The sequence below is a fragment of the Agromyces sp. ISL-38 genome, from assembly GCF_018613935.1.
In the GTDB taxonomy this organism is placed as follows: domain Bacteria; phylum Actinomycetota; class Actinomycetes; order Actinomycetales; family Microbacteriaceae; genus Agromyces.
Genome location: NZ_JAGGPF010000001.1, coordinates 234,749 through 253,088 on the forward strand (window position 1 = coordinate 234,749; position 18,340 = coordinate 253,088).

Genomic DNA, 18,340 nt, shown 5'->3' on the forward strand with positions numbered 1-18,340 from the left:
TTTGCTGGGGGGCTGCCAGTGATTCTCAGCACGACGCAACACGCGTAGACTTTTGCGGAGCGAACCGAAACGGTCAGGTGTGCCCGTAGACGATGTACCCCTAGGGGGTATATGTTAGCCTCATGAACGCTGCCACCAGCGAATCCCTCATCCCGCAGAGCACCCTCCCCGAAGACGCCGTCTCCGCGGTGCTCGGCCTCGTCGTCGTCTCGGCGGTGTACGCCGATGGCCGGGCGCACATCATGGGCCTTCCCGACTCGTTCTTCACACCGTGGCACGCGTTCCTCTACGGCGGACTCGCGCTCCTCGTGCTCTGGCTTGCGGTCATGAGCCTCCGTGCCTCGCGGCGCTCGGGCTCGCCGCGAATCGTCGTGATTCCCGCCGGCTACGGGTTCGCGACGGTCGGTGCCGCGCTCTTCGCCATCGGCGGCGTCGCAGACATGATCTGGCACGTGATCTTCGGTGTCGAGTTCGGGATCGATGCCCTGCTCAGCCCCTCGCACCTGTTGCTGTTCGTCGGCGGCTCGCTGCTGCTGAGCGGCCCGTTCCTCGCGTTCCGCCGAGGCGAGACCGCGCCACTTGCGGCTCGCATCCCAGCGCTCCTCGCCGTGGTGGGCATCACCGGTGTGGCCGCGTTCGCGCTCACCTTCCTCTCGGCCTTCGTCACCGACGCTCCCACCATTCCCCTGTCGCACGCGCCCGAGGGAACCGAGCAGCACGTCGTGTCCGAGGGCCTGGCCTCCGCCGGCCTCGGGAGCTTCATCCTCACCTCCCTGGTGCTCGTGATCCCCGCGATCTCCCTGCTTCGCACCCGAGCCTGGTTCCCGGGCGCACTCACCGTGCTCGTGACTGCGATTGCGGGAATGGCGTCGGTGCTCACCGGCTTCCAGACGCTGGGGTCGTCCGTCGTCGCCGCCTTCGTCTCCGCCGTTGTGCTCGATCTCGTCGTGGTGGGATTCCGGCAACGGGCGAGCGAGCGGGCCATGGAGCTGATCGTGGCATCCGCTCTGCCGCTGCTCGTCTGGACCGGTCAGCTCATCGCGATCGCAGCCCGTCTCGGGCTCGACTGGTCGCCGGCGATGAGCTCGGGCGTCGTACTCATGTCGGCGCTCGTCAGCTTCGCCGTCGTGCTGACGGTCGGTGGCCGGAGCTTCCGGACGACGAGCACCCAGACTGACGTCACCGAGTCGGCGCCCGCCCCGCCGGCGCGGTGAACGCCAAGTAGGTACCGAACCGCAGGACCTTCGACTCGAGAGGAACCCGAGTTCGAGACGGAGCCGACGGGATTCTGATGTCGTCGAGGTAGGGCCCACCGCGGCATCCGCTCGACGACCGCGTCACGCAGACAGCGCTCTTCAGTCGTCACGCGATCACTGAGCTGAGGAGCAGGCTCGTCTCGCTGTTCTGCACGCCGTGAATCGACCGGATCGCGCCGAGCACTCGATCGAAATTGCCGAGGCTGTCGGTCTGGATCTCGGCCACGAGATCCCAGCTCCCGTTCGTGGTGTGCAGCGAGCGAATCTCGGGGATGCCCCGAAGATGCCGGATCACGTCGGTCGTGGTTCGCCCCTCGACCTCGATGAGCGCGATCGCCCGCACCGAGTCGAGGTCGTCCTGCTCACGGATCACCGCGGAGAACCCCACGATGACACCCGAGGCGATGAGTCGATCGATCCGGCTGTTGACGGTTGCCCGGGTCACGTCGAGTTTGCGGGCGAGGCTGGCGACCGGCTCTCGGCCGTTGGCCCGCAAGGCCGCCAGGAGATTTCGGTCAAGGTCGTCGAGCGGGAGAGCCATGCTCAGACCGTATAACAACCGATGCATTTCTGCGCACTCGACTGGGCGAAATGACGCATTCAGCGCATTGCCGCTGCATATCGCACACTCGTACGGTGAGAGCAACGAGGAGAGGAGGCGTGTCGTTGTCCGTTCAGGCGCCGAGCGCGGTCGTGCTCATCCGCCCGCACCGATTCAGGCCGAATCCCGAGACGGCCGTCGACAACGCCTTTCAGTCGCTCGACCCCGGCCGCAGCGACGAGGAGATCGCCCAGGCCGCCTACGACGAGGTGACCGCCGTGGCGGCGGCACTCGAGAGCGCCGGCGTCGGCGTGCATCTCTTCGAGGATCCCGACGGCGGTCGCCCCGACAGCGTGTTCCCGAACAACTGGTTCTCGACCCACCCCGACGGTCGCGTCGCGACGTATCCGATGTTCACCCCGAATCGCCGAGCCGAGCGACGCTGGGATGTGATCGAGTTCCTCGAGCGCGAGTACGTCGTCAGCGAGGTGGTGGACTATTCGGGGCTCGAACGCGACGGCATCTTCCTCGAGGGCACCGGGGCGATGGTGCTCGACCACGTCAACCGGGTCGCCTACGTGGCGCGATCGCACCGGGCCGACCCGGCCGCACTCGAACGGTTCTGCGCGGACTTCGAGTATCAGCCGATGCTGTTCGACGCGATCGACGAGCACGGCGTGCCGGTCTATCACACGAACGTGATGATGGCCGTCGCCACTGACTTCGCACTGGTCGGACTCGACCTGATCACGCCCGCAGAGCGCCGGGACGAGGTCGCGACTCGCTTGGCCGAATCCGGCAAGGAGGTCGTCGCGCTCAGCGGGAGCCAGGTGCACGAGTTCGCCGGCAACGCGATCGAGCTTCGTGGTTCGCGAGGGCGGATCCTCGCGATGTCCCGCAGGGCGCAGGCGAGCCTCACCACTGCCCAGCGCGAGATCATCGAGCGGAGCTGTCGCATCCTCGCCGTCGACGTCGAGACGATCGAACTCGCCGGCGGCTCCATCCGCTGCATGATCGCGGGCATCCACCTCGACCGGCGGCCGAGATCGCTGCGCCGCATGGACGAGGACTCCCCCCGCGGCTGGTGAGACCGACTGGCGTCGCACCGGGCGGGTGGTTTCGATATGCATGGGCGTCGCCCGGCGCTACTCGACCACCGGGGCTCGCTGCGCAGCTTCGAGCGCCACCATCGCCGCGAGCACCGCCACCACGATCACCAGCGCCCACACGGCAGGCACCGCGGCCAGCACGGGAACGGATGCCGCGAGCACGAGCGCCGCGACGAGCCGGATCCCGGGCCACGGCAGGTCGACCAGGCGGCCGAACAACGCGGTCGCGGACGCAAAGAGGGCGAGACCCGCGGCGAGCGCCGAGGCGCCGAACCAACCGAGGGGTTCGGGCGCGCCGATGTGTGTCATCGCCTCCTCCACGCCCAGTGCTGCGAGAATCACGCCCGCCACGATGACCACGTGCACGTACGTGTACGCGTCGCGAGCGAGCACCACTCGCGCGGCACCGCTCCGGCGCTCGAGGGCAAGTTCCCCGGCCGCCGAGGCGCGAGCGAAGTACGCCCACCAGAGCAGAATCGAGAGCGTTACGGCGAGGGCCACTCCGATGGTGATCGGGCCGTCGATCGGCTCACGTGCGACGCCCACGCCGATCGCGACGATCGACTCGCCGAGCGCGAGGATGACGATGAGTCCGTGCCGTTCCGCCCAGTGCACCGGCGAGTGCAGGCGCCAGCCACCGCCGCCGCGGGAGCTCGCATACGTGAGGGCGGCGTAGTACAGGAATGCGCCGAGCCAGATCCACGTCTGCGCCGGTCCTCCGACGACGGCGCCGACGATGAGGGCCGCCGTCGCGGGCGCCATCGCGACAGCTTGTGTCAGCAGCACCTGCCGACGCAGGGCCGCGTCATCGCCGGCCGCCACCATGTACAAGGTCGTGTGGATGACACGCACGAGCGCATAGGCGAGTGCGAGCACGAGCGGAGCGTGCCATCCTCCCGGAAGGTCATGGAACGCCTCGGGAATCGTCAGCGCCGTGACGAACACCGCGATCATCGCGATGCTCATGCCCACCTGCATGACCCCCTGGTCGGCTGGCGCCTGGTTCGAGAGCCAGCCGTACGACTCCCAGGTCCACCAGAGGAGGCCGAGCAGGATGAGTGCTTGGAGAATGCCGAGCCCCGAGTGCGTCTCGGCCATGAGCCGGCTCAGCTGGGTGAACGCGAACACGTAGACCAGATCGAAGAACAACTCGAACGTCGTGACCCGGTTCGGGGCACTCGCGATGCGTAACCGCGCGGATCGCGTGCGGGAGTGTTCGTCGTGCTCGGCGCTCATGCGATCAGCTTGCACGACGACGAGCCCGGAGCGATACGGACGGCGATCGAGTTCGCCAGGAGCGATCGCGCGGCCGCGCGCGGCCTCTGAAGATCCACACGCGAGAACGGACCCCCGCCAGTCGGCGAGGGTCCGTTCTCGAGTGATTCGGCCGCGGGTCAGTGACCCTGCACTCCTGCTCCGGCGTCGACGCCGGCGTCTCCGTCGAGGTCGACAGCTCCGCCCACCTCGTCGGCGATGTCACCGGCGCCTTCGACGGCCTCGAGGCCCGTCTGTCCGACCTCTTCGGCCGTCTCAAGCCCGGCCTGGGCCTTCTCGGTGGCCGTTTCAAGGCCGGCCTGGGCCTTGTCGGTGGCGGACTCAAGGCCGGCCTTGACCTTGTCCGTGGCGTTCTCCAGCGCAGCCTCGCGCTTCACCTCGGCCTTCAGCTGAGCCTCTTCGGACGTCGTGATGCCGAACTCGCTGTTCTCGATACCGGCGTCGCTCACGTGCTCGCCGCCCGGGTGCACCCCGGTGACCTGCTCGAAGACCACTTGGGCGTCGGTCGGCAACACGCCGGTTGCGCCGGCCGCGCCGACGCCGGTGATGCCCACTGCCGCCGCGGCGCCCGCGCCGATCGCGATCTTCGCTGCCAGGCCGAGGCCGACAAATCCACTCAAAGACACTCTTCTTCTCCTTGTTCTCGGTGCCGACGCCAGAGGCGCCATCACCGATGTCGATGGGGTCATTCCGTCTGCAGAAGCCGAGATCCTCTGCGCTCTCTCGAGGTCGAGGCGAAGCGCCAACTCAGCCGACGGCTGAGGGGGCGATCCGAAAGAGGCCTGCCGGAACATCGAAACGGCGTCTGCCACAGCGGCGAGGTCGCGGCGTGCTTCGGGGGTCTCCCCGCGCAGCACGGCCGAAGCCTCGTCGTCTGTGATCCGGTGGTCTCTCATCTCACTCCCTGCTATCGCCGGATGCCGCCGCAGGGGTACGCCCTGCGGAGAACTTTTTTCGAAGTGTCTGGAGCGCGCGTCGCTGCAGTGCCTTCACCGCGCCGGGCCGCTTGCCGAGGATCTCGGCGACCTGCTCGACGGTGAGGTCGGCGACGATGCGCAACACCATGACGTTCCGCTGGTCGGGCGGGAGCCCGTCGAGCACGGCGCGGGCCGAGGCATCCGTGAGATTCCCGATCGCCTCGTGCTCGGCACTCGGGCTTCGACGCGCATCGAGCTCGTCGCTCCACTCCACGTGATGGCCTCGCTTCGACCGTTTGCGCAGCTCGTCGACGAGTCGCCGGTACGCGATCGTGAACACGAACGTGCGGAACTCCGCCTCGCCGCCGCGGAAGCGGTCGAGCTGGTCGAAGACGGCAAGGAACACCTCGCTCGTCAGGTCTTCGGGTTCGTACGACCCGCGAGCCCTCAGGAAAGCGGTGACCGCCGGGGCATGGTCGACCCACAGGTTCGTGCACGCCCACGACGCACCCGACTGCGCCGCAAGGAGCACGGCGGGGAAGGCGTCTGCGTTGATACCCCTGCCGGGAGCCGAACGTGATGAGGGGATCCGGCGGAGGTTTGAGCGGGGGAGGGCGCCCTCGAAGTCAGCCATGACCAGAGAGCATAGGACAGCGATCCTTCACGCGATCCGATCATCCACAAGGCAATCGAGACCCGCCAGGCCTATGCCGGCACCGGAATATGAATCCGTATCCCTCATCAGGACTCCCGCAAAGCGAACCGCCGTGATCCACCTGACGCTGAACCTCACGGCCACCGTGCTGTTCGCCGTGAACTACTTCGTGCGCGCGGCATCCGACCACGACGAGGTGAGCGTCGTCGGCCTGGTGCTCAGCATCATCGGGCTTGCCATCATCGGCGTCTCAGGATGGCTCGGCGGCAAGCTCGCCTACCGGTACGGCGTTCGCGTGGCTGAGGAGAGCACGCAAGCGGAGGGCTTCCGCTGAGCCTGCCCGCTCGTTCGACCGATCCGCGTCGCTGACGGGCTCACCCGCGGCGGGATCTGTTCGAGCTGCGGGATCTCGTCGAGGTCGAAGTACACGGGGATGCCGCGCCGCCGGGCGATCGCGACATCCGTGTCGGCGCCGCTCGACTCCCCCGGCAGTCGCAGCACGGCGTCGCAATGCTCGAGCAAGCGCGCGGCCGTCTCGTACATGACGTCGCCGCCTTCGTCGGCCTGGGCAGCCTCTGCAACACCGCGGAGCACGGGCAGCGCGACCCACTCGCCGATCATCGGCACGTGCCCTCGGCGAAAGATCGGCCAGGCGGCCTCCTCGAGTCGTGCCAGGTTGCGGGCGATGGCATCGGGGTCGCCGTTCGTTCCCGAACGGTAGGGGCCGGCGATGAGGATGAGCAGTGGAGTTTCCATGTCGGGTAGCGTAGCGTTAACCGTGCACAATCGTGCAACACCAAGAAGGAGTGCGGATGCTGAGTGCGCAACGTCGAGACCATCTGCTCGCGATCCTCGCGGCCGATGGGCGCATCGTCGCGAAAGACGTGGCGACCGCACTCGGCATCTCGGAGGACAGCATCCGCCGCGACCTGCGCGCCCTCGCCGAGGCCGGGCTGTGCCAGCGCGTGTACGGCGGGGCGCTGCCGGTCTCGGCCGCGATCCGGCCCTACAGTGATCGGCTCTCGCTCGCCACCGAGAGCAAGGAGCGGGTCGCGCGCGCGGCCCTGCAGCTCATCCGCCCGGGCACGAGTGCGATCCTCGACGCCGGCACGACGACCCTCGCGATGGCGAGGCTGCTGCCCACCGACCTCGAGGCCACCGTCATCACGCCGAGCCCCACCGTGGCGATCGCGCTGGCGGAGCATCCGCTCGTCGATATCGTGCTGATCGGCGGCCGGCTCTCGCGGCACTCGATGGTGACGAGCGGGCCGCTCGCAGACGAGGCGATCCGGCGCATCAGGGCCGACATCTGCTTCCTGGGCGTGACCGGTGTGCATCCCGACGCCGGGCTCACGACCGGCGACCTCGATGATGCCGCCACCAAGCGCGCCCTCGCCGCCCAGGCATCCGAGGCCTACATCCTGGCGAGCGCCGAGAAGCTCGGGGTCGCATCGGCTTTCCCGGTGCTCGAGTTCGAGGAGACGGCGGGCATCATCGTCGACCCCGACGCCCAGCTCGATCCGGCACTCGCCAGTGCCCTGCGCGACCGTGGAGCCCAGGTGATCTGATCGGGAACGCCGCGGCTCTGCGGCCGGCGCTCAGGTGCCCTCCCGAATGCCGTAGCGCAAGAAGACGAACCCATTGTCGAACGGTCGCTCCTCGATCCGCTCGAGTCGCACGTGCACACCGTCGGGCAGGAATCGCGTGCCTCCACCGACGAAGACCGGGCTCAGGAACATCCGGAACTCGTCGACGAGTCCAGCCCGGATCGCGTGCGCCGCGAGGCTCGGGCCCGCGATCGAGAGATCGCGTTCCGATACATCCTTCATCCGCTGCAGCGCCTCGGGGTCGAACTGCCGTTCGAGGCGGGTGCGCGCTGTGGTCACCTGCTCGAGCGTCGACGAGTAGACGATCTTGTCGGCGGCTTTCCACATCGCCGTGTACTCGCGCTCGACCTCGGCCTGCTCGGGCTGTTCGTCGGCGGTCTCCCAGTAGCGCATCACCTCGTACATGCGGCGCCCGTACAGGTAGGTGCCGACCGGCCGCTCGAGCTCGTTGACATACGTGTGCACCTCCTCGTCGGGTGCAGCCCAGCTGAAGTCTCCGTGCTCGTCGGCGATGTATCCGTCGAGCGACATGATGCCGCTGCAGATCAGCTTTCCCATGACTCGCCTCCTTCGTTCCTGTGCGGATCAGCCTCCGGCCGGCGCCGCTTCCGTCTCGCGCGGGCACTTCGCGAGCGCGCGCATGTTCTCGGTGGCCTGCTCGATCGACCACGGCAGCTCGACGAGGGGGCGTTCACGCTCACCCTGCGCTTCGGCCTTGGACGCGATCGATGCGAGGGCGAACGCGACCTCGCGCACGAAGTCGGCGCCCGACGTCGAGTTGTTGAGCGCGACGACGACGGTGAGTCCGCTAGCGGGGTCGGTGAATCCGGCCGTCAGGGCTCCGGCGGTCTCGCCGGCGGTGCCGCGCATCGAACCGTACTGGGCGCCGCCGAGGCCCCATGCCTGCCACGCGGGCGTATCGCCGCCCATCGGAGTCGGGCTCCATTGCCGGCGCACGGTGCCCTCGTCGAGCAGCACTCCCGTCGCGAACGCCTCGCTGAGCTTTCGCATGTCTTCGAGGTTCGAGACTGCGCCCGCCGCGACACCGCCCATCGAGCTCGATTGCGATGAATCGTCGAGGAGCACGGCGCAGTCGACGGTGCCGTCCTGCGCGATCGACGCCGAGTACGCACCGAGCAGGCCGTCGTGATCGGTGTCATTGGGCGCGGGGATGCCGGTGCTCTCAAGTCCGAGCGGGTCGAAGACGTACTGCTTCGCGAGGTCGGCCCACGAGCGGTTGGTCGCTCGTTCGAGCGCCATGCCGAGCAAAAGGATGCCGGAACGCGACTGCGACCATTGCTCGCCGGGCGGGCCCACGCGGCTCATCGCGAGCGCGTTCGACAGGAGCTCGTTCGACGGCCACACGCGTTCGGGGTTCGCCACGAAATGGCTGCGGAGCGGCGGGTAGTAGTCGGCGATGCCCGACGTGTGCCGGCAGAGCTGTTCGAGGTTGATGCCGTCGAGGTCGGGTATCCACTCGACGTAGTCGCCCACCTCGTCGTCGAGCGCCACCTTGCCGGCGTCGACGAGCCGCAGCAGGATGGTGCAGGTGATCTCGGTCGTGAGCGTGCCGATGCGGAACCGGGTTTCGGATGCCACGGCAGGCGCGCCCTCGGTGAACTCCAGCGCACCCGACGCACCAGACCATTCGCCCGCCCACGGTGCCCAGACCCCTGCGACGCCGCCGCTCGACCCGCTGAGCGCGACGGCCTCGTCGAGCACCGCCTCGAGGCTGCTGCTCACCTCGTCGCCGAATGCGGCGTCGACCTGGTCGAACCGCGCCCCGGGGTCTGCGGCTCCTCCGGTGCATCCGGAGAACACCAATGTCGTGGCAATGACGGCGGCGAATGCGCTTCGTCGCCGCCTCTTCCCCAGGCGGTCAGCCACCGAGCCCCCTAGCTGCGTGTCCGACTCGATTCTATCCCGCGAAGCCCGGATCGGATGGCGCGTGCGAGTGCTGATCTTTCAGCGCCTCGCTTCCACAAGACCGGTGGTTCACGGACACGGCGGCGCGAAGAGCTGGCCGAGCAGTCCGTCGGGCTCCTCGCAGTCCTCCGCCGGGCCGGGAGGCGTGGAATCTTCGGTCGGGTTCGTCGGAGCCGGGGCGGTGTCGGGCTCCGGTGGCTCGGTGGCTCCCGGTTCGGCCGGCGGTGCGACGGGCGCGTCGGTCACCGGAGCCGCCGGTGGCGCTTCGGGCCGCGGTGCCGGACTCGTCGGGCTGATCGATGGCGTCGGCCCCGGACTCGCGACGATCGGCGCAGAGCTGCCCGGCGCCGCCGGGTCGAACGGCGTCGGGCGGTCGGTGTCGGCGACGGTCGCGACCTCACCCACGGGCCGCGGTGCGCTCGCGAAGGGGTTGAGCGCGAGCGCGCCACCGATCAACGCGACGGTCACCACCGACGTGGCGATCAGCACGTGCACACGGCGTTCGAAGAGCCACGCGGCCGCGGCGGAGATGCGCGGTTCGACGGATGCCGCGACCGGGGCCGCGACCGGAGCCGCGACTGCAGCGCGGCGCGCTCGCCGACCTCCTGCAACCACCGGGGCGGCCGTCGGGGCGGTCGGGGCCACCGTCGGGTCTGCCGTCGGTGCAGCGTGACGACCGCGGGCTCGACGCATCGGCTCGTGGCGCTGCTCCCCGTAGGACACGTGCTCACCTCACCTCGTCGTCGCTGCACCAACCCCGTTCGGGGGGTACGGCATCCTACGAGAATACGCAGCGGCGTCGCCCGACTCCATCCCCGCACGCGCCCATCCCCGCACGGACCGAGATTCCCGCCGGACGAGGCCGACGCAGTAGGGGACTCGCCCTAGGCCCCCGCGCTGGGCAGCTCGGCTGCCGCGCCGATCTCCCGCGTCGCTCCCGCCATGAACCGCTCGACGTTGCGGTCGACGATGATGTCGCTCGGGCGCAGCGGCCGCGAGAGGTAGAGGCCGTCGAGTGATGTGAGGCGGCTGAGGGCGACGTAGGTCTGGCCGGGGCTGAATACGCGCTGCCCGAGATCGACGATCGCCGTGTCGTAGCTGGCGCCCTGCGACTTGTGGATCGTGACCGCCCACGCGAGCCGCAGCGGGAATTGCGTGAACTCGGCGACGACCTGTCGCTCGAGCTTCTTGCGAGTGGGGTCCCAGGTGTACTTGAACTTCTCCCACGTGACCTGTTCGACCTCGTGCTCGTCGCCGTCGATCTCGACGCGCACCGCGCGCCTGAGGTGCGTCACGGTGCCGATGGTTCCGTTCACCCAGCGCTGACCGTCGGGACCGATGGCGTTGTCGTTGCGAAGGAACATCACCTGCGCGCCGATCTTCAGCTCGAGCCGTTCGTCGGCGGGGAACGCCCTGCCGCCGAAGTCGCCGGTCACGTCGGCCGCGTTGGCCTGCGAGGTGCCGGGCAGCCGATGCAACTGGGTCGCATTGATGCGGTTCACCGTGTCGTTGCGAGTGGCGAGCGTGATGGCGCCGTGCTCGGGCAGCGGCCGCCGCGCGCCGATGCTGTTCAGCACGCCTGCGATCTCGGCGGTCACCATGCCGTGTCGCACCGCGTTCAGCATGAGCTTGAACTCGTCGTCGTGCTGGCGGTGGATCTCGCCGAGTTCGAAGATCCTCAGGTCGGCCTCGCGCCAGACCTTTGCGTCGAAGAACCACATCGACTCGTAGGTGTCGGCGAAGTAGGCGCGCTCATCGCCGTCGCCCGGCACCGGCGCGAGTTGGTAGGGGTCGCCGAAGAGCACGACCTGGACACCGCCGAACGGCTCATGCGGGCGCTGCCTCGCTTGGCGCAGCGAGCGGTCCATCGCGTCCATCAGGTCGGCGTTCACCATCGACACCTCGTCGATGACGAGCGTGTCCATCGCGTTCAGGATCTTGCGCACGGCGTCGTTCTGATCGATGTCGTGATCGGCGATCACCCCGATCGGCAGCCGGAACAGCGAGTGGATGGTCTGCCCGCCGACATTGAGCGCGGCGACGCCCGTGGGCGCGCAGATGACGATCTGCTTGCTCGTGTTCCAGTTCAAGTGATTGAGCAGCGTCGACTTGCCGGTGCCGGCGCGCCCGGTGACGAACACGTGCTCGCGGGTGCCCTCGATGGCCTGGAACACCGCGGCCTGTTCGCGGGAGAGGGTCACGTTCTGCACGACGGTTCTTTCCGAGGGGGCTGGCGGATGCCGCGAGCCGGCGCCGCGCGGCGAGCACGCCCGTGCGCGGGCGCGCTCCCACTGTAACCCCGCACCGGCCTGCGTTCCCCGGGGCTGGGGATAGCGCGGGCTCGCGCTGCGACCCAACATAGACTGTGCGGGTGGGGAGCTCTCGCGTGCGTGTCGGTCGGGTGTCGCCGCTGGCCGTCGCCGCATGGGCGGGGCTCGCGGTGCTCCTCGTCGGCGCCTTCCTCGCGGCCCTCGGCGGCTTGAACCAGACGATCTACGGCGCCTCGAGCTTCGTCGACCGCTATCTCGAGGCGATCGCCGACGACGACATCGCGACCGCGTCGACCACTCCCGGGGTCGCTCTCGACGCCGCGGAGCTCGAGGAGCTCGGCCTGCCCGCGAACATCTCCACCGCGATGCTCCGCTCGGGGGTCGTCGAAGCCGGCCCCGAAGACGTTCGCATCGTGAAAGACGAGACGCTCGCCGATGGCTCCCACTCGGTCACGGCGAGCTACCGCCTCGAGGCCGCGATCATCGAGTCCACCTTCGACGTGCGACCGATCGATCCGCTCTACGGGTTCCTCAATCGGTGGGAGTTCGCGGTCAGCCCGCTCGCCGTCATCGACGTGACCGCCGCGCACAACCCGCTCTTCACCGTCGGCTCGCTGTCGCTCGACACGCGGGCGGCGAAGTCCGGCGAGGAGCTCACCGCGTTCACGCAGATCACCTCCTACCTCGCGATGGCACCTGCGGTGTACGAGTTCCACTACGACTCGACCTTGCTCGACGCCCCGCACGTCGCGGTGCAAGCCGAGGCGTCGGCACGCACGTCGGTCATCGTCGATGCCCAGCCGACCGCCGAGTTCGTCGATCGCGTGCAGGTCAAGGTCGACGAGTTCCTCCAGACGTGCGCCCAGCAGCCGGTGCTGCAGCCCACCGACTGCCCCTTCGGCATCGAGATCGACGACCGCGTCGTGAGCGAACCGAAGTGGAGCATGGTGTCCACACCCGTCGTGGTGCTCACGCCGGGCGAGTCGTCGTTCGAGATGCCGCCCACCGAGGGGGTCGCGCACATGACCGTCGACGTGCAGTCGCTCTTCGACGGCGATTTCTTCACCCTTGAAGAAGATCGGCCGTTCACGCTGGCGCTCACCGCAGTGATCAAGCCCGACGGCAATATCGCGATCCAGCTGAGGTGACTCCCGCTCGAGCCGTCAGTGGCGCAACCCGCTGAGTGTCAGGACTTCGAGCCAGCTGCGGCATCGGTCGGCGGGTTCACGACCTGCTCTCGTCGCGCTCGGCGATCGCTGCGAGCCGCGCGTTGTACGCCTCGAGTTCGGCGTCGCCCGTGCGGTCGGCGTGGCGGTCTCGGCGCCGGGATTCCTTCTCATCGCTTCGCGACCACTGCACCGCGACGGTGATCGCGAGTGCCACGGTCGGGATCTCGCCGATCGACCAGGCGATGCCGCCGCCGAGCTGCTGGTCGACGAGCGCGTCGGTGCCCCAACCCATCGCGCCGTACCAGTCGGCGAGCAGCAGGCCGGTGCCCGACATGATCGCGAGCCCGAAGAAGGCGTGGAAGGCCATCGTGCCGAGCAGCAGCACGAGCCGGAAGGCGTGCGGCAGCCGGTAGGGCACCGGGTCGATGCCGATGAGCGATTGCACGAAGAGGTAGCCCGTGATGAGGAAGTGCACGATCATCCACTCGTGGCCGATGTGGTCGATCATCGTCCAGCGGAAGAGCGGCGAGTAGTAGAACACCCAGAGCGAGCCGGCGAAGAGCAGCGCCGCGACGATCGGGTTCGCGATGAACCCCGCGAACCTGGAGTGCACGGCGAGCATGATCCACTCGCGACCACCACGGCTGCCGTCTTTCCTGGGGCGGATGGCGCGCGCCGCGAGGGTGATCGGCGCGCCCGGCACGAGCAGCACGGGCACCGCCATGGTGAGCACCATGTGCGCACCCATGTGCGCGGAGAAGAGGTACTGCTCGTACACGTTCACGCCGCCGCTCGTGATGTAGGCGAGCAGCAGCAGGCCGGCCACCCACAGCACCGTGCGGTAGATCGGCCAGCGGTCGCCGCGCTTGTCGAGCCGGCGCACAGCGGCGAGGTAGAAGAAGATGCCGAAGCCGCACGCGAGCAGCCAGATGAGGTCGGGGCTCCACTCGGTGAAGAACCGGGAGAAGTCGGGCCATGGGGGCAGCGGCTCGCCCGTGAGGATCTCGGCCGGTGTGCGGGCGAGGGAACCCGTTTGCTCCGGCACGGGGGTCGGAGTGCGGGCGAGGGCTGCGGCGACGCCCGACGCGAGCCCCATGAAGGCGAGCTCGGCGACCACGAGCAGCCAGAACGCCCCCTGTGGTCGAGTAGCCCTCGCAGCGCCCCCCGGTGGTCGAGTAGCCAGCGCAGCAGGCGTATCGAGGCCACCGAGGCCACCACCCCCCGCGGTCCCCACGATCCGCCCGATGAGGAATCGCCGCTGCGCCGCGCCGAACAGCCCGAGCGCGATGAGCGCCGTGAGCTTCACGAGCACGAGCGAACCATAAGGAGTGCCGAGCTCGTCCCACGTGCCGATTCGCAGCGCGGCATTCGCATACCCCGACAGTGCCACGACGATGAAGCAGATGAGGGCGGCGGTGGAGTAGCGCGAGAGCACCGCCGGCAGCCGGTCGAGGCCGAGCTCGCGGCGCAACAGCACGATCGTGACGAGCCCGCCCACCCAGACTGCCGCGAACACGAGGTGCAGCCCGAGCGCGGTGATCGCCTCGGAGTGTCCGGCCGCCCCGGCGGCGTGCCCCTGCTGCGCGAGCGGCACGAGGGAGGCCGCAGCGAGCACGGTGACGAACACGAGCGCGGTCTGGTTGCGCACCGCGAAGCACAGCACGGTCACGGCAGCCGCCACGAGCGTCGTGGTGAGCCAGGCCTGGCCGAGCTCGATGGTCGTCGCGAACTGGCCGAGCTTCTGCCCGAACGACTCGCTGAGGTCGAAGGGCACCGCGGTCACGACGAGGAAGGTGAAGAACCCCGTCGCCGCGCTCGCGACGGTGAGCAGGGCTGCGGATGCCGCGGCCACATCGAGCGCGAGATCGAACTCGCGTCGCTCGGGGGTGAGTGCCCACACCGCGAGCACGAGCGCGCCGAGCATGCCCGCCGCACCGAGGTTCACCAGCAGCTTCGCGACCGGCACCCCGAATCGCGCGATGGGGCCCGGATCTTGGATGAGGTACGGCTCCGCTCCCCCGCCGTAGGCGAGGGAGGCGAACGTCGCGAGAAGCGCGACGGCGAGGAGCACGGCAGGGCCGAGCACGCGTACGGAGCGGGGCACCGAACCAGCCTAGACGGCGCTACCGTGAGCGGCCCCGGTGCGCCCCGGAGACGACGAAGGGACGCTCGGCTCGCGCCGGCGCCCCTTCGGGAGTCTCGGATGCTACTTGGCAGCAGCCTTGAGCTTCGAGCCCGCCGAGATCTTGACCGAGTGACCGGCCGGGATCTCGATCGTGGCACCCGTCTGCGGGTTGCGACCGGTGCGAGCGGCACGCGAGGTGCGCTCGACAGCGAGCCAACCCGGGATCGAGACCTTGGTGTCGGATCCCACGGACTCGGCGAACGCCTCGAAGAGGCCGCCGAGCACGGCGTCGACGGTGGCCTGGCTCTGCCCGGTCGATGCAGCGACCTTCGCGACGAGCTCGGTCTTGTTGAGCGACTTGTCAGCCATTGAATGTCCTCCTCGGACCTTCGCTGTTCGGTACAGCAATTGTGAGTTCTCGGGAACGATCGTTCAACCGCCCCCGTGGCCGATCGGGCCGCCTTGAATGTAGCAGAGATCCGCGGAATCCCGCGGATTTCCGGATGCATCTCGCAGACTCGCTCCGGCGTGTCGCAGATGCCGGGCACCCGCACCGCGGCATCCGGGGCCCTCGGAGACAACGAAAGGGGCGCCCCTTGCGGGACGCCCCTCTCGGCACAGGCTGTGGCTTACCAGCTCGACTTGGTGATGCCGGGCAGCTCGCCGCGGTGGGCCATGTCACGGAAACGGACGCGCGAGACGCCGAACTTCGTGAGCATGCCACGGGGGCGTCCGTCGATGGCGTCACGCGAACGCAGACGCACCGGCGACGCGTCGCGGGGAAGCTTCTGCAGGCCACGACGAGCGGCCTCGCGGCTCTCGTCGGTGCCGTTCTCGTCGATGAGCGCCTTCTTCAGTTCGAGGCGCTTGGCCGCGTAACGGTCGACGATCACCTGGCGCTGGTTGTTGCGCGCGATCTTGCTCTTCTTGGCCATGTCTTAGCGCTCCTCTCGGAAGTCGACGTGCTTGCGCACTACGGGGTCGTACTTCTTGAGCACGAGACGGTCGGGGTTGTTGCGGCGGTTCTTCCGGGTCACGTAGGTGTACCCGGTGCCGGCCGTGGAACGGAGCTTGATGATGGGACGGATGTCCTGCTGCTTCGCCATCAGATCTTCTCCCCGCGGGCCAGGATGTCTTTCACGACGGACTCGATGCCACGAGCGTCGATCACCTTGATGCCCTTGGCGGACACCTTGAGGGTGACGTTACGTCGAAGCGACGGCACGTAATAGGTCTTCTTCTGCACGTTCGGGTCGAAGCGGCGCTTCGTCCGGCGGTGCGAGTGCGAGATGTTGTGTCCGAAGCCGGGAACGGCTCCGGTCACCTGGCACACTGCGGCCATAGTGGTTTCCTCCAATACCGAGGGGCGGATGCCCCTCCCAAGGTCTCTTGTCTGCTGACGATCCCGCACGAATGCCCGCGATCTCTCGCGAGGTTCGAAGGGGATTGTCGCGGTCTGGGCAGTGGAAGTGCCCAGCCAAAGAGGTAGCTTACCAGACAGCGGATGGTCGGCCGAAACGACCACTACAACGTCAACGAGTCGACATACTCGATCATGCCGACGTTGGGGGTTTCGCTCACGGTCGCTCCGCTCGAGGGCTCAGGGCCTCTCGAACGGACGGCCACGATTCCAGGACGGCGAGCGCTTCGGCGTGGCGCTCGGTCGCGAGCGCGGCGTCGTAGGAGCGGTCGAGCACGTCGTCGATCGCGACCCGCCGCCCCTGGGACGCGCTCTGCGTCGCCGCCTCGACCATGGCGAGGCTCATGATGTTGGCGTGCACGCGCCCCATCGGTTCTCGGCCGTGCCGGACGGCGGCGATGAACTCGCGGAGCGATCCCGCGATGTCCTTGCCGGGGTCTTCGCCGGGGTCGGCCTCCTCGTCGGGGTCGGTGCTCGGGTCATTCTCGCCGTCCCAGAGGACGGAGCCGCGTTCGGCCGAGATCCGCCAGGAACCGTTCCAGGAGGTCTCGTGGCCGGGGCTGCACCAGGAGCCGTTGTAGGTGAACCGGGCGCCGCCTTCCATCGCGAAGACCGCGTTCGCGGCCGCGTCGCCCGCGTACCAGCTCCAGCCCGGGTTGTACTCCTCGCAGGAGACGGAGACAGGGTCCGCGTCGAGCAGGAACCGGGCCATATCGAACTGGTGGATGGCCATGTCGAGCAGGAGCGGGCTGGCCATCTCGTCGCGAAAGCCGCCGAAGCGGGGCGACCGGAAGAAGTCGACCGCGACGATCCCGACGGCGCCGAGCCCGGCGAGCTGACGCTTGGCCTGGTGCAGCGCCGGGTGGTAGCGGCGGGACTGGCTGACCATGAACAGCTGCCCGGTGTGCTCGGCCGTCGCGGCGAGCGAGAGGCCTTCTGCCACGGTGGCGGCGACCGGCTTCTCCCCGATCACGGGGAAGCCCGCCTGCAGGGCCGCGATCGTGACCGGGTGGTGCGCTTCTGGAATGGTGGCGTTCACGATGGCGTCCGCGCCGACGCGCTGCGCGAGTTCAACCGCGTCGGTGCCCACCGCGAGGCCGGGGATGCCGGTGTCGGCGGCGGCGGATTCGGCCGCTTCGACGTAGAGGTCGGCCATCCCGACGAGTTCGGCATCGGGGCTGGCTTTGATGGTACGGGCCCAGGCCCGTCCCATGCCGCCCGCGCCGACCACAATGAGGCGAAGGGGCCCTTCGGATTCGATGGTTCGGAAGCTCATCGCTCGAACGCTCCCCGGTAGCCCTGGCCGTTGAAGAAGTCGTCGGTCTCGTAGCGCAGCAGAGTCGGTGTCTCGCGCTCGCGGTCGGGCCGGGCCCATTCGATGCCGTTGGCGATCACGTGGTTCACGTCCGGGTGGTGGTAGACCGGGAAGTCCTGGTCGCCGGGGCTGAAGTAGAAGATGCGGCCGAAACCGCGGCGGTAGGTCATGCCGCTGCGGAAGACCTCGCCGCCGGTGAAGCCGCTGATGAAGATGAGCTCGTCCGGGGTGGGCACGTCGAAGTACTCGCCGTACATCTCCTGCTCGGGGATGACGATCGGGTTCGGGATGCCGCGGGCGATCGGGTGCTGCGGGTTCACCGTCCACACCAGTTCGCGGTCGTGCTCGCTGCGCCAGCGCAGCGTGCAGGTGGTGCCCATGAGCTTCATGAAGATCTTGGACCAGTGCCCGGAGTGGAGAACGACGAGGCCCATTCCGGCGAGGACGTGCCGGTGGACGCGCTCGACGATCTCGTCGGCGACCTCGCCGTGGGCCGCGTGGCCCCACCAGACGAGGACGTCGGTCTCGTCCAGCACATCGGAGGTCAGCCCGTGCTCGGGCTCGTCGAGGGTGTGGGTGGTGATGCTCGCCTTGTGGCCGAGCCATTCACGGACGCCGTCGGCGATGGCGCCGTGCATGCCGTCGGGGTAGCGCTCGGCCACGGACGGCTCGACCTGCTCGTGCCGATTCTCGCCCCATACGACGACTCGGATCGGTTGGTTGGCCATGTGGACCTTCTCCTCTTCTGGGTGTTG

General features: G+C 68.6%; 21 protein-coding genes. 5 read left to right on the forward strand and 16 right to left on the reverse strand.

Features of this window, described 5'->3' with window-relative positions:
* The first annotated feature begins 122 nt into the window (after positions 1-122).
* Positions 123-1,214, forward strand: a complete 1,092-nt coding sequence (locus tag J7E25_RS01095; RefSeq protein WP_214867126.1) for a hypothetical protein — start codon at positions 123-125, stop codon at positions 1,212-1,214.
* Positions 1,215-1,362: 148 nt separating this feature from the next.
* Here J7E25_RS01095 and J7E25_RS01100 read toward each other — a convergent pair whose 3' ends face one another.
* On the reverse strand, positions 1,363-1,797 hold the full coding sequence (locus J7E25_RS01100) for an Lrp/AsnC family transcriptional regulator (protein WP_214867128.1): 435 nt from the start codon (positions 1,795-1,797) through the stop codon (positions 1,363-1,365).
* A 119-nt stretch (positions 1,798-1,916) separates the two neighbouring features.
* Between J7E25_RS01100 and ctlX the strand changes: the two genes are divergently transcribed.
* Positions 1,917-2,885: a citrulline utilization hydrolase CtlX gene (gene ctlX / locus J7E25_RS01105; protein ID WP_215007059.1), complete on the forward strand. Its 969-nt coding sequence runs from the start codon at positions 1,917-1,919 to the stop codon at positions 2,883-2,885.
* Between the two features lie 57 nt (positions 2,886-2,942).
* Here ctlX and J7E25_RS01110 read toward each other — a convergent pair whose 3' ends face one another.
* From J7E25_RS01110 to J7E25_RS01120, 3 genes are all read right to left on the reverse strand, one after another.
* Positions 2,943-4,142, reverse strand: coding sequence for a low temperature requirement protein A (locus J7E25_RS01110; RefSeq protein ID WP_214867130.1), 1,200 nt, complete (start codon positions 4,140-4,142; stop codon positions 2,943-2,945).
* A 158-nt stretch (positions 4,143-4,300) separates the two neighbouring features.
* Positions 4,301-4,801 (reverse strand): hypothetical protein, encoded by a 501-nt coding sequence (locus tag J7E25_RS01115; protein WP_214867131.1) that lies wholly within the window; start codon positions 4,799-4,801, stop codon positions 4,301-4,303.
* Between the two features lie 277 nt (positions 4,802-5,078).
* Positions 5,079-5,732 carry an RNA polymerase sigma factor gene (locus tag J7E25_RS01120; protein ID WP_214867133.1) on the reverse strand — a complete coding sequence of 218 codons (654 nt, stop codon included), beginning with the start codon at positions 5,730-5,732 and terminating at the stop codon, positions 5,079-5,081.
* 133 nt (positions 5,733-5,865) lie between these two features.
* Between J7E25_RS01120 and J7E25_RS17675 the strand changes: the two genes are divergently transcribed.
* The gene (locus J7E25_RS17675) at positions 5,866-6,087 is read left to right on the forward strand and encodes a DUF2231 domain-containing protein (RefSeq protein WP_215007047.1); all 222 of its coding nucleotides are present in this window, start codon (positions 5,866-5,868) and stop codon (positions 6,085-6,087) included.
* Here J7E25_RS17675 and J7E25_RS01130 read toward each other — a convergent pair.
* Entirely contained in the window at positions 6,030-6,509 is a 480-nt protein-coding gene (locus tag J7E25_RS01130) for a DUF4406 domain-containing protein (protein WP_251038691.1), read from the reverse strand. The genes J7E25_RS17675 and J7E25_RS01130 overlap by 58 nt on opposite strands.
* Positions 6,510-6,565: 56 nt before the next feature.
* On the opposite strand from J7E25_RS01130, the gene J7E25_RS01135 reads away from it, so the two are divergent.
* Positions 6,566-7,321 (forward strand): DeoR/GlpR family DNA-binding transcription regulator, encoded by a 756-nt coding sequence (locus J7E25_RS01135; RefSeq protein WP_214867137.1) that lies wholly within the window; start codon positions 6,566-6,568, stop codon positions 7,319-7,321.
* Positions 7,322-7,351: 30 nt separating this feature from the next.
* Here J7E25_RS01135 and J7E25_RS01140 read toward each other — a convergent pair whose 3' ends face one another.
* The 4 genes from J7E25_RS01140 to J7E25_RS01155 all read right to left on the reverse strand — a co-directional run bounded on the left by J7E25_RS01140 (position 7,352) and on the right by J7E25_RS01155 (position 11,496).
* Complete coding sequence (locus J7E25_RS01140) at positions 7,352-7,918, reverse strand: dihydrofolate reductase family protein (RefSeq protein WP_214867139.1); 567 nt, start codon at positions 7,916-7,918, stop codon at positions 7,352-7,354.
* Between the two features lie 27 nt (positions 7,919-7,945).
* On the reverse strand, positions 7,946-9,247 hold the full coding sequence (locus J7E25_RS01145) for a serine hydrolase (protein ID WP_214867140.1): 1,302 nt from the start codon (positions 9,245-9,247) through the stop codon (positions 7,946-7,948).
* A 108-nt stretch (positions 9,248-9,355) separates the two neighbouring features.
* Positions 9,356-9,931: a hypothetical protein gene (locus J7E25_RS01150; protein ID WP_214867142.1), complete on the reverse strand. Its 576-nt coding sequence runs from the start codon at positions 9,929-9,931 to the stop codon at positions 9,356-9,358.
* Between the two features lie 239 nt (positions 9,932-10,170).
* Positions 10,171-11,496 (reverse strand): DEAD/DEAH box helicase, encoded by a 1,326-nt coding sequence (locus tag J7E25_RS01155; protein ID WP_308164286.1) that lies wholly within the window; start codon positions 11,494-11,496, stop codon positions 10,171-10,173.
* A 161-nt stretch (positions 11,497-11,657) separates the two neighbouring features.
* Here J7E25_RS01155 and J7E25_RS01160 point away from each other — a divergent pair, with 161 nt between their 5' ends.
* Positions 11,658-12,704 carry a hypothetical protein gene (locus tag J7E25_RS01160; protein WP_214867146.1) on the forward strand — a complete coding sequence of 349 codons (1,047 nt, stop codon included), beginning with the start codon at positions 11,658-11,660 and terminating at the stop codon, positions 12,702-12,704.
* A gap of 76 nt (positions 12,705-12,780) precedes the next feature.
* Here the strand turns inward: J7E25_RS01160 and J7E25_RS01165 are convergent, their stop codons facing one another.
* The 7 genes from J7E25_RS01165 to J7E25_RS01195 all read right to left on the reverse strand — a co-directional run bounded on the left by J7E25_RS01165 (position 12,781) and on the right by J7E25_RS01195 (position 18,313).
* The gene (locus J7E25_RS01165) at positions 12,781-14,829 is read right to left on the reverse strand and encodes a cytochrome c oxidase assembly protein (protein ID WP_214867148.1); all 2,049 of its coding nucleotides are present in this window, start codon (positions 14,827-14,829) and stop codon (positions 12,781-12,783) included.
* A gap of 102 nt (positions 14,830-14,931) precedes the next feature.
* A complete protein-coding gene (locus J7E25_RS01170; RefSeq protein ID WP_214867150.1) occupies positions 14,932-15,219 on the reverse strand; it encodes an HU family DNA-binding protein in 288 nt (95 codons plus the stop codon).
* 260 nt (positions 15,220-15,479) lie between these two features.
* Complete coding sequence (rpsN, locus tag J7E25_RS01175) at positions 15,480-15,785, reverse strand: 30S ribosomal protein S14 (RefSeq protein ID WP_214867152.1); 306 nt, start codon at positions 15,783-15,785, stop codon at positions 15,480-15,482.
* Positions 15,786-15,788: 3 nt separating this feature from the next.
* Positions 15,789-15,956: a 50S ribosomal protein L33 gene (rpmG, locus tag J7E25_RS01180; RefSeq protein ID WP_021760158.1), complete on the reverse strand. Its 168-nt coding sequence runs from the start codon at positions 15,954-15,956 to the stop codon at positions 15,789-15,791.
* A complete protein-coding gene (rpmB, locus tag J7E25_RS01185; protein ID WP_129520113.1) occupies positions 15,956-16,192 on the reverse strand; it encodes a 50S ribosomal protein L28 in 237 nt (78 codons plus the stop codon). Before rpmB ends, rpmG begins: the two co-directional genes overlap by 1 nt.
* A 235-nt stretch (positions 16,193-16,427) precedes the next feature.
* The gene (locus J7E25_RS01190) at positions 16,428-17,546 is read right to left on the reverse strand and encodes a Gfo/Idh/MocA family protein (protein WP_214867154.1); all 1,119 of its coding nucleotides are present in this window, start codon (positions 17,544-17,546) and stop codon (positions 16,428-16,430) included.
* Positions 17,543-18,313: a ThuA domain-containing protein gene (locus tag J7E25_RS01195; RefSeq protein ID WP_214867156.1), complete on the reverse strand. Its 771-nt coding sequence runs from the start codon at positions 18,311-18,313 to the stop codon at positions 17,543-17,545. The genes J7E25_RS01190 and J7E25_RS01195 overlap by 4 nt, the downstream gene beginning before the upstream one ends.
* Between the last annotated feature and the right edge of the window lie 27 nt (positions 18,314-18,340).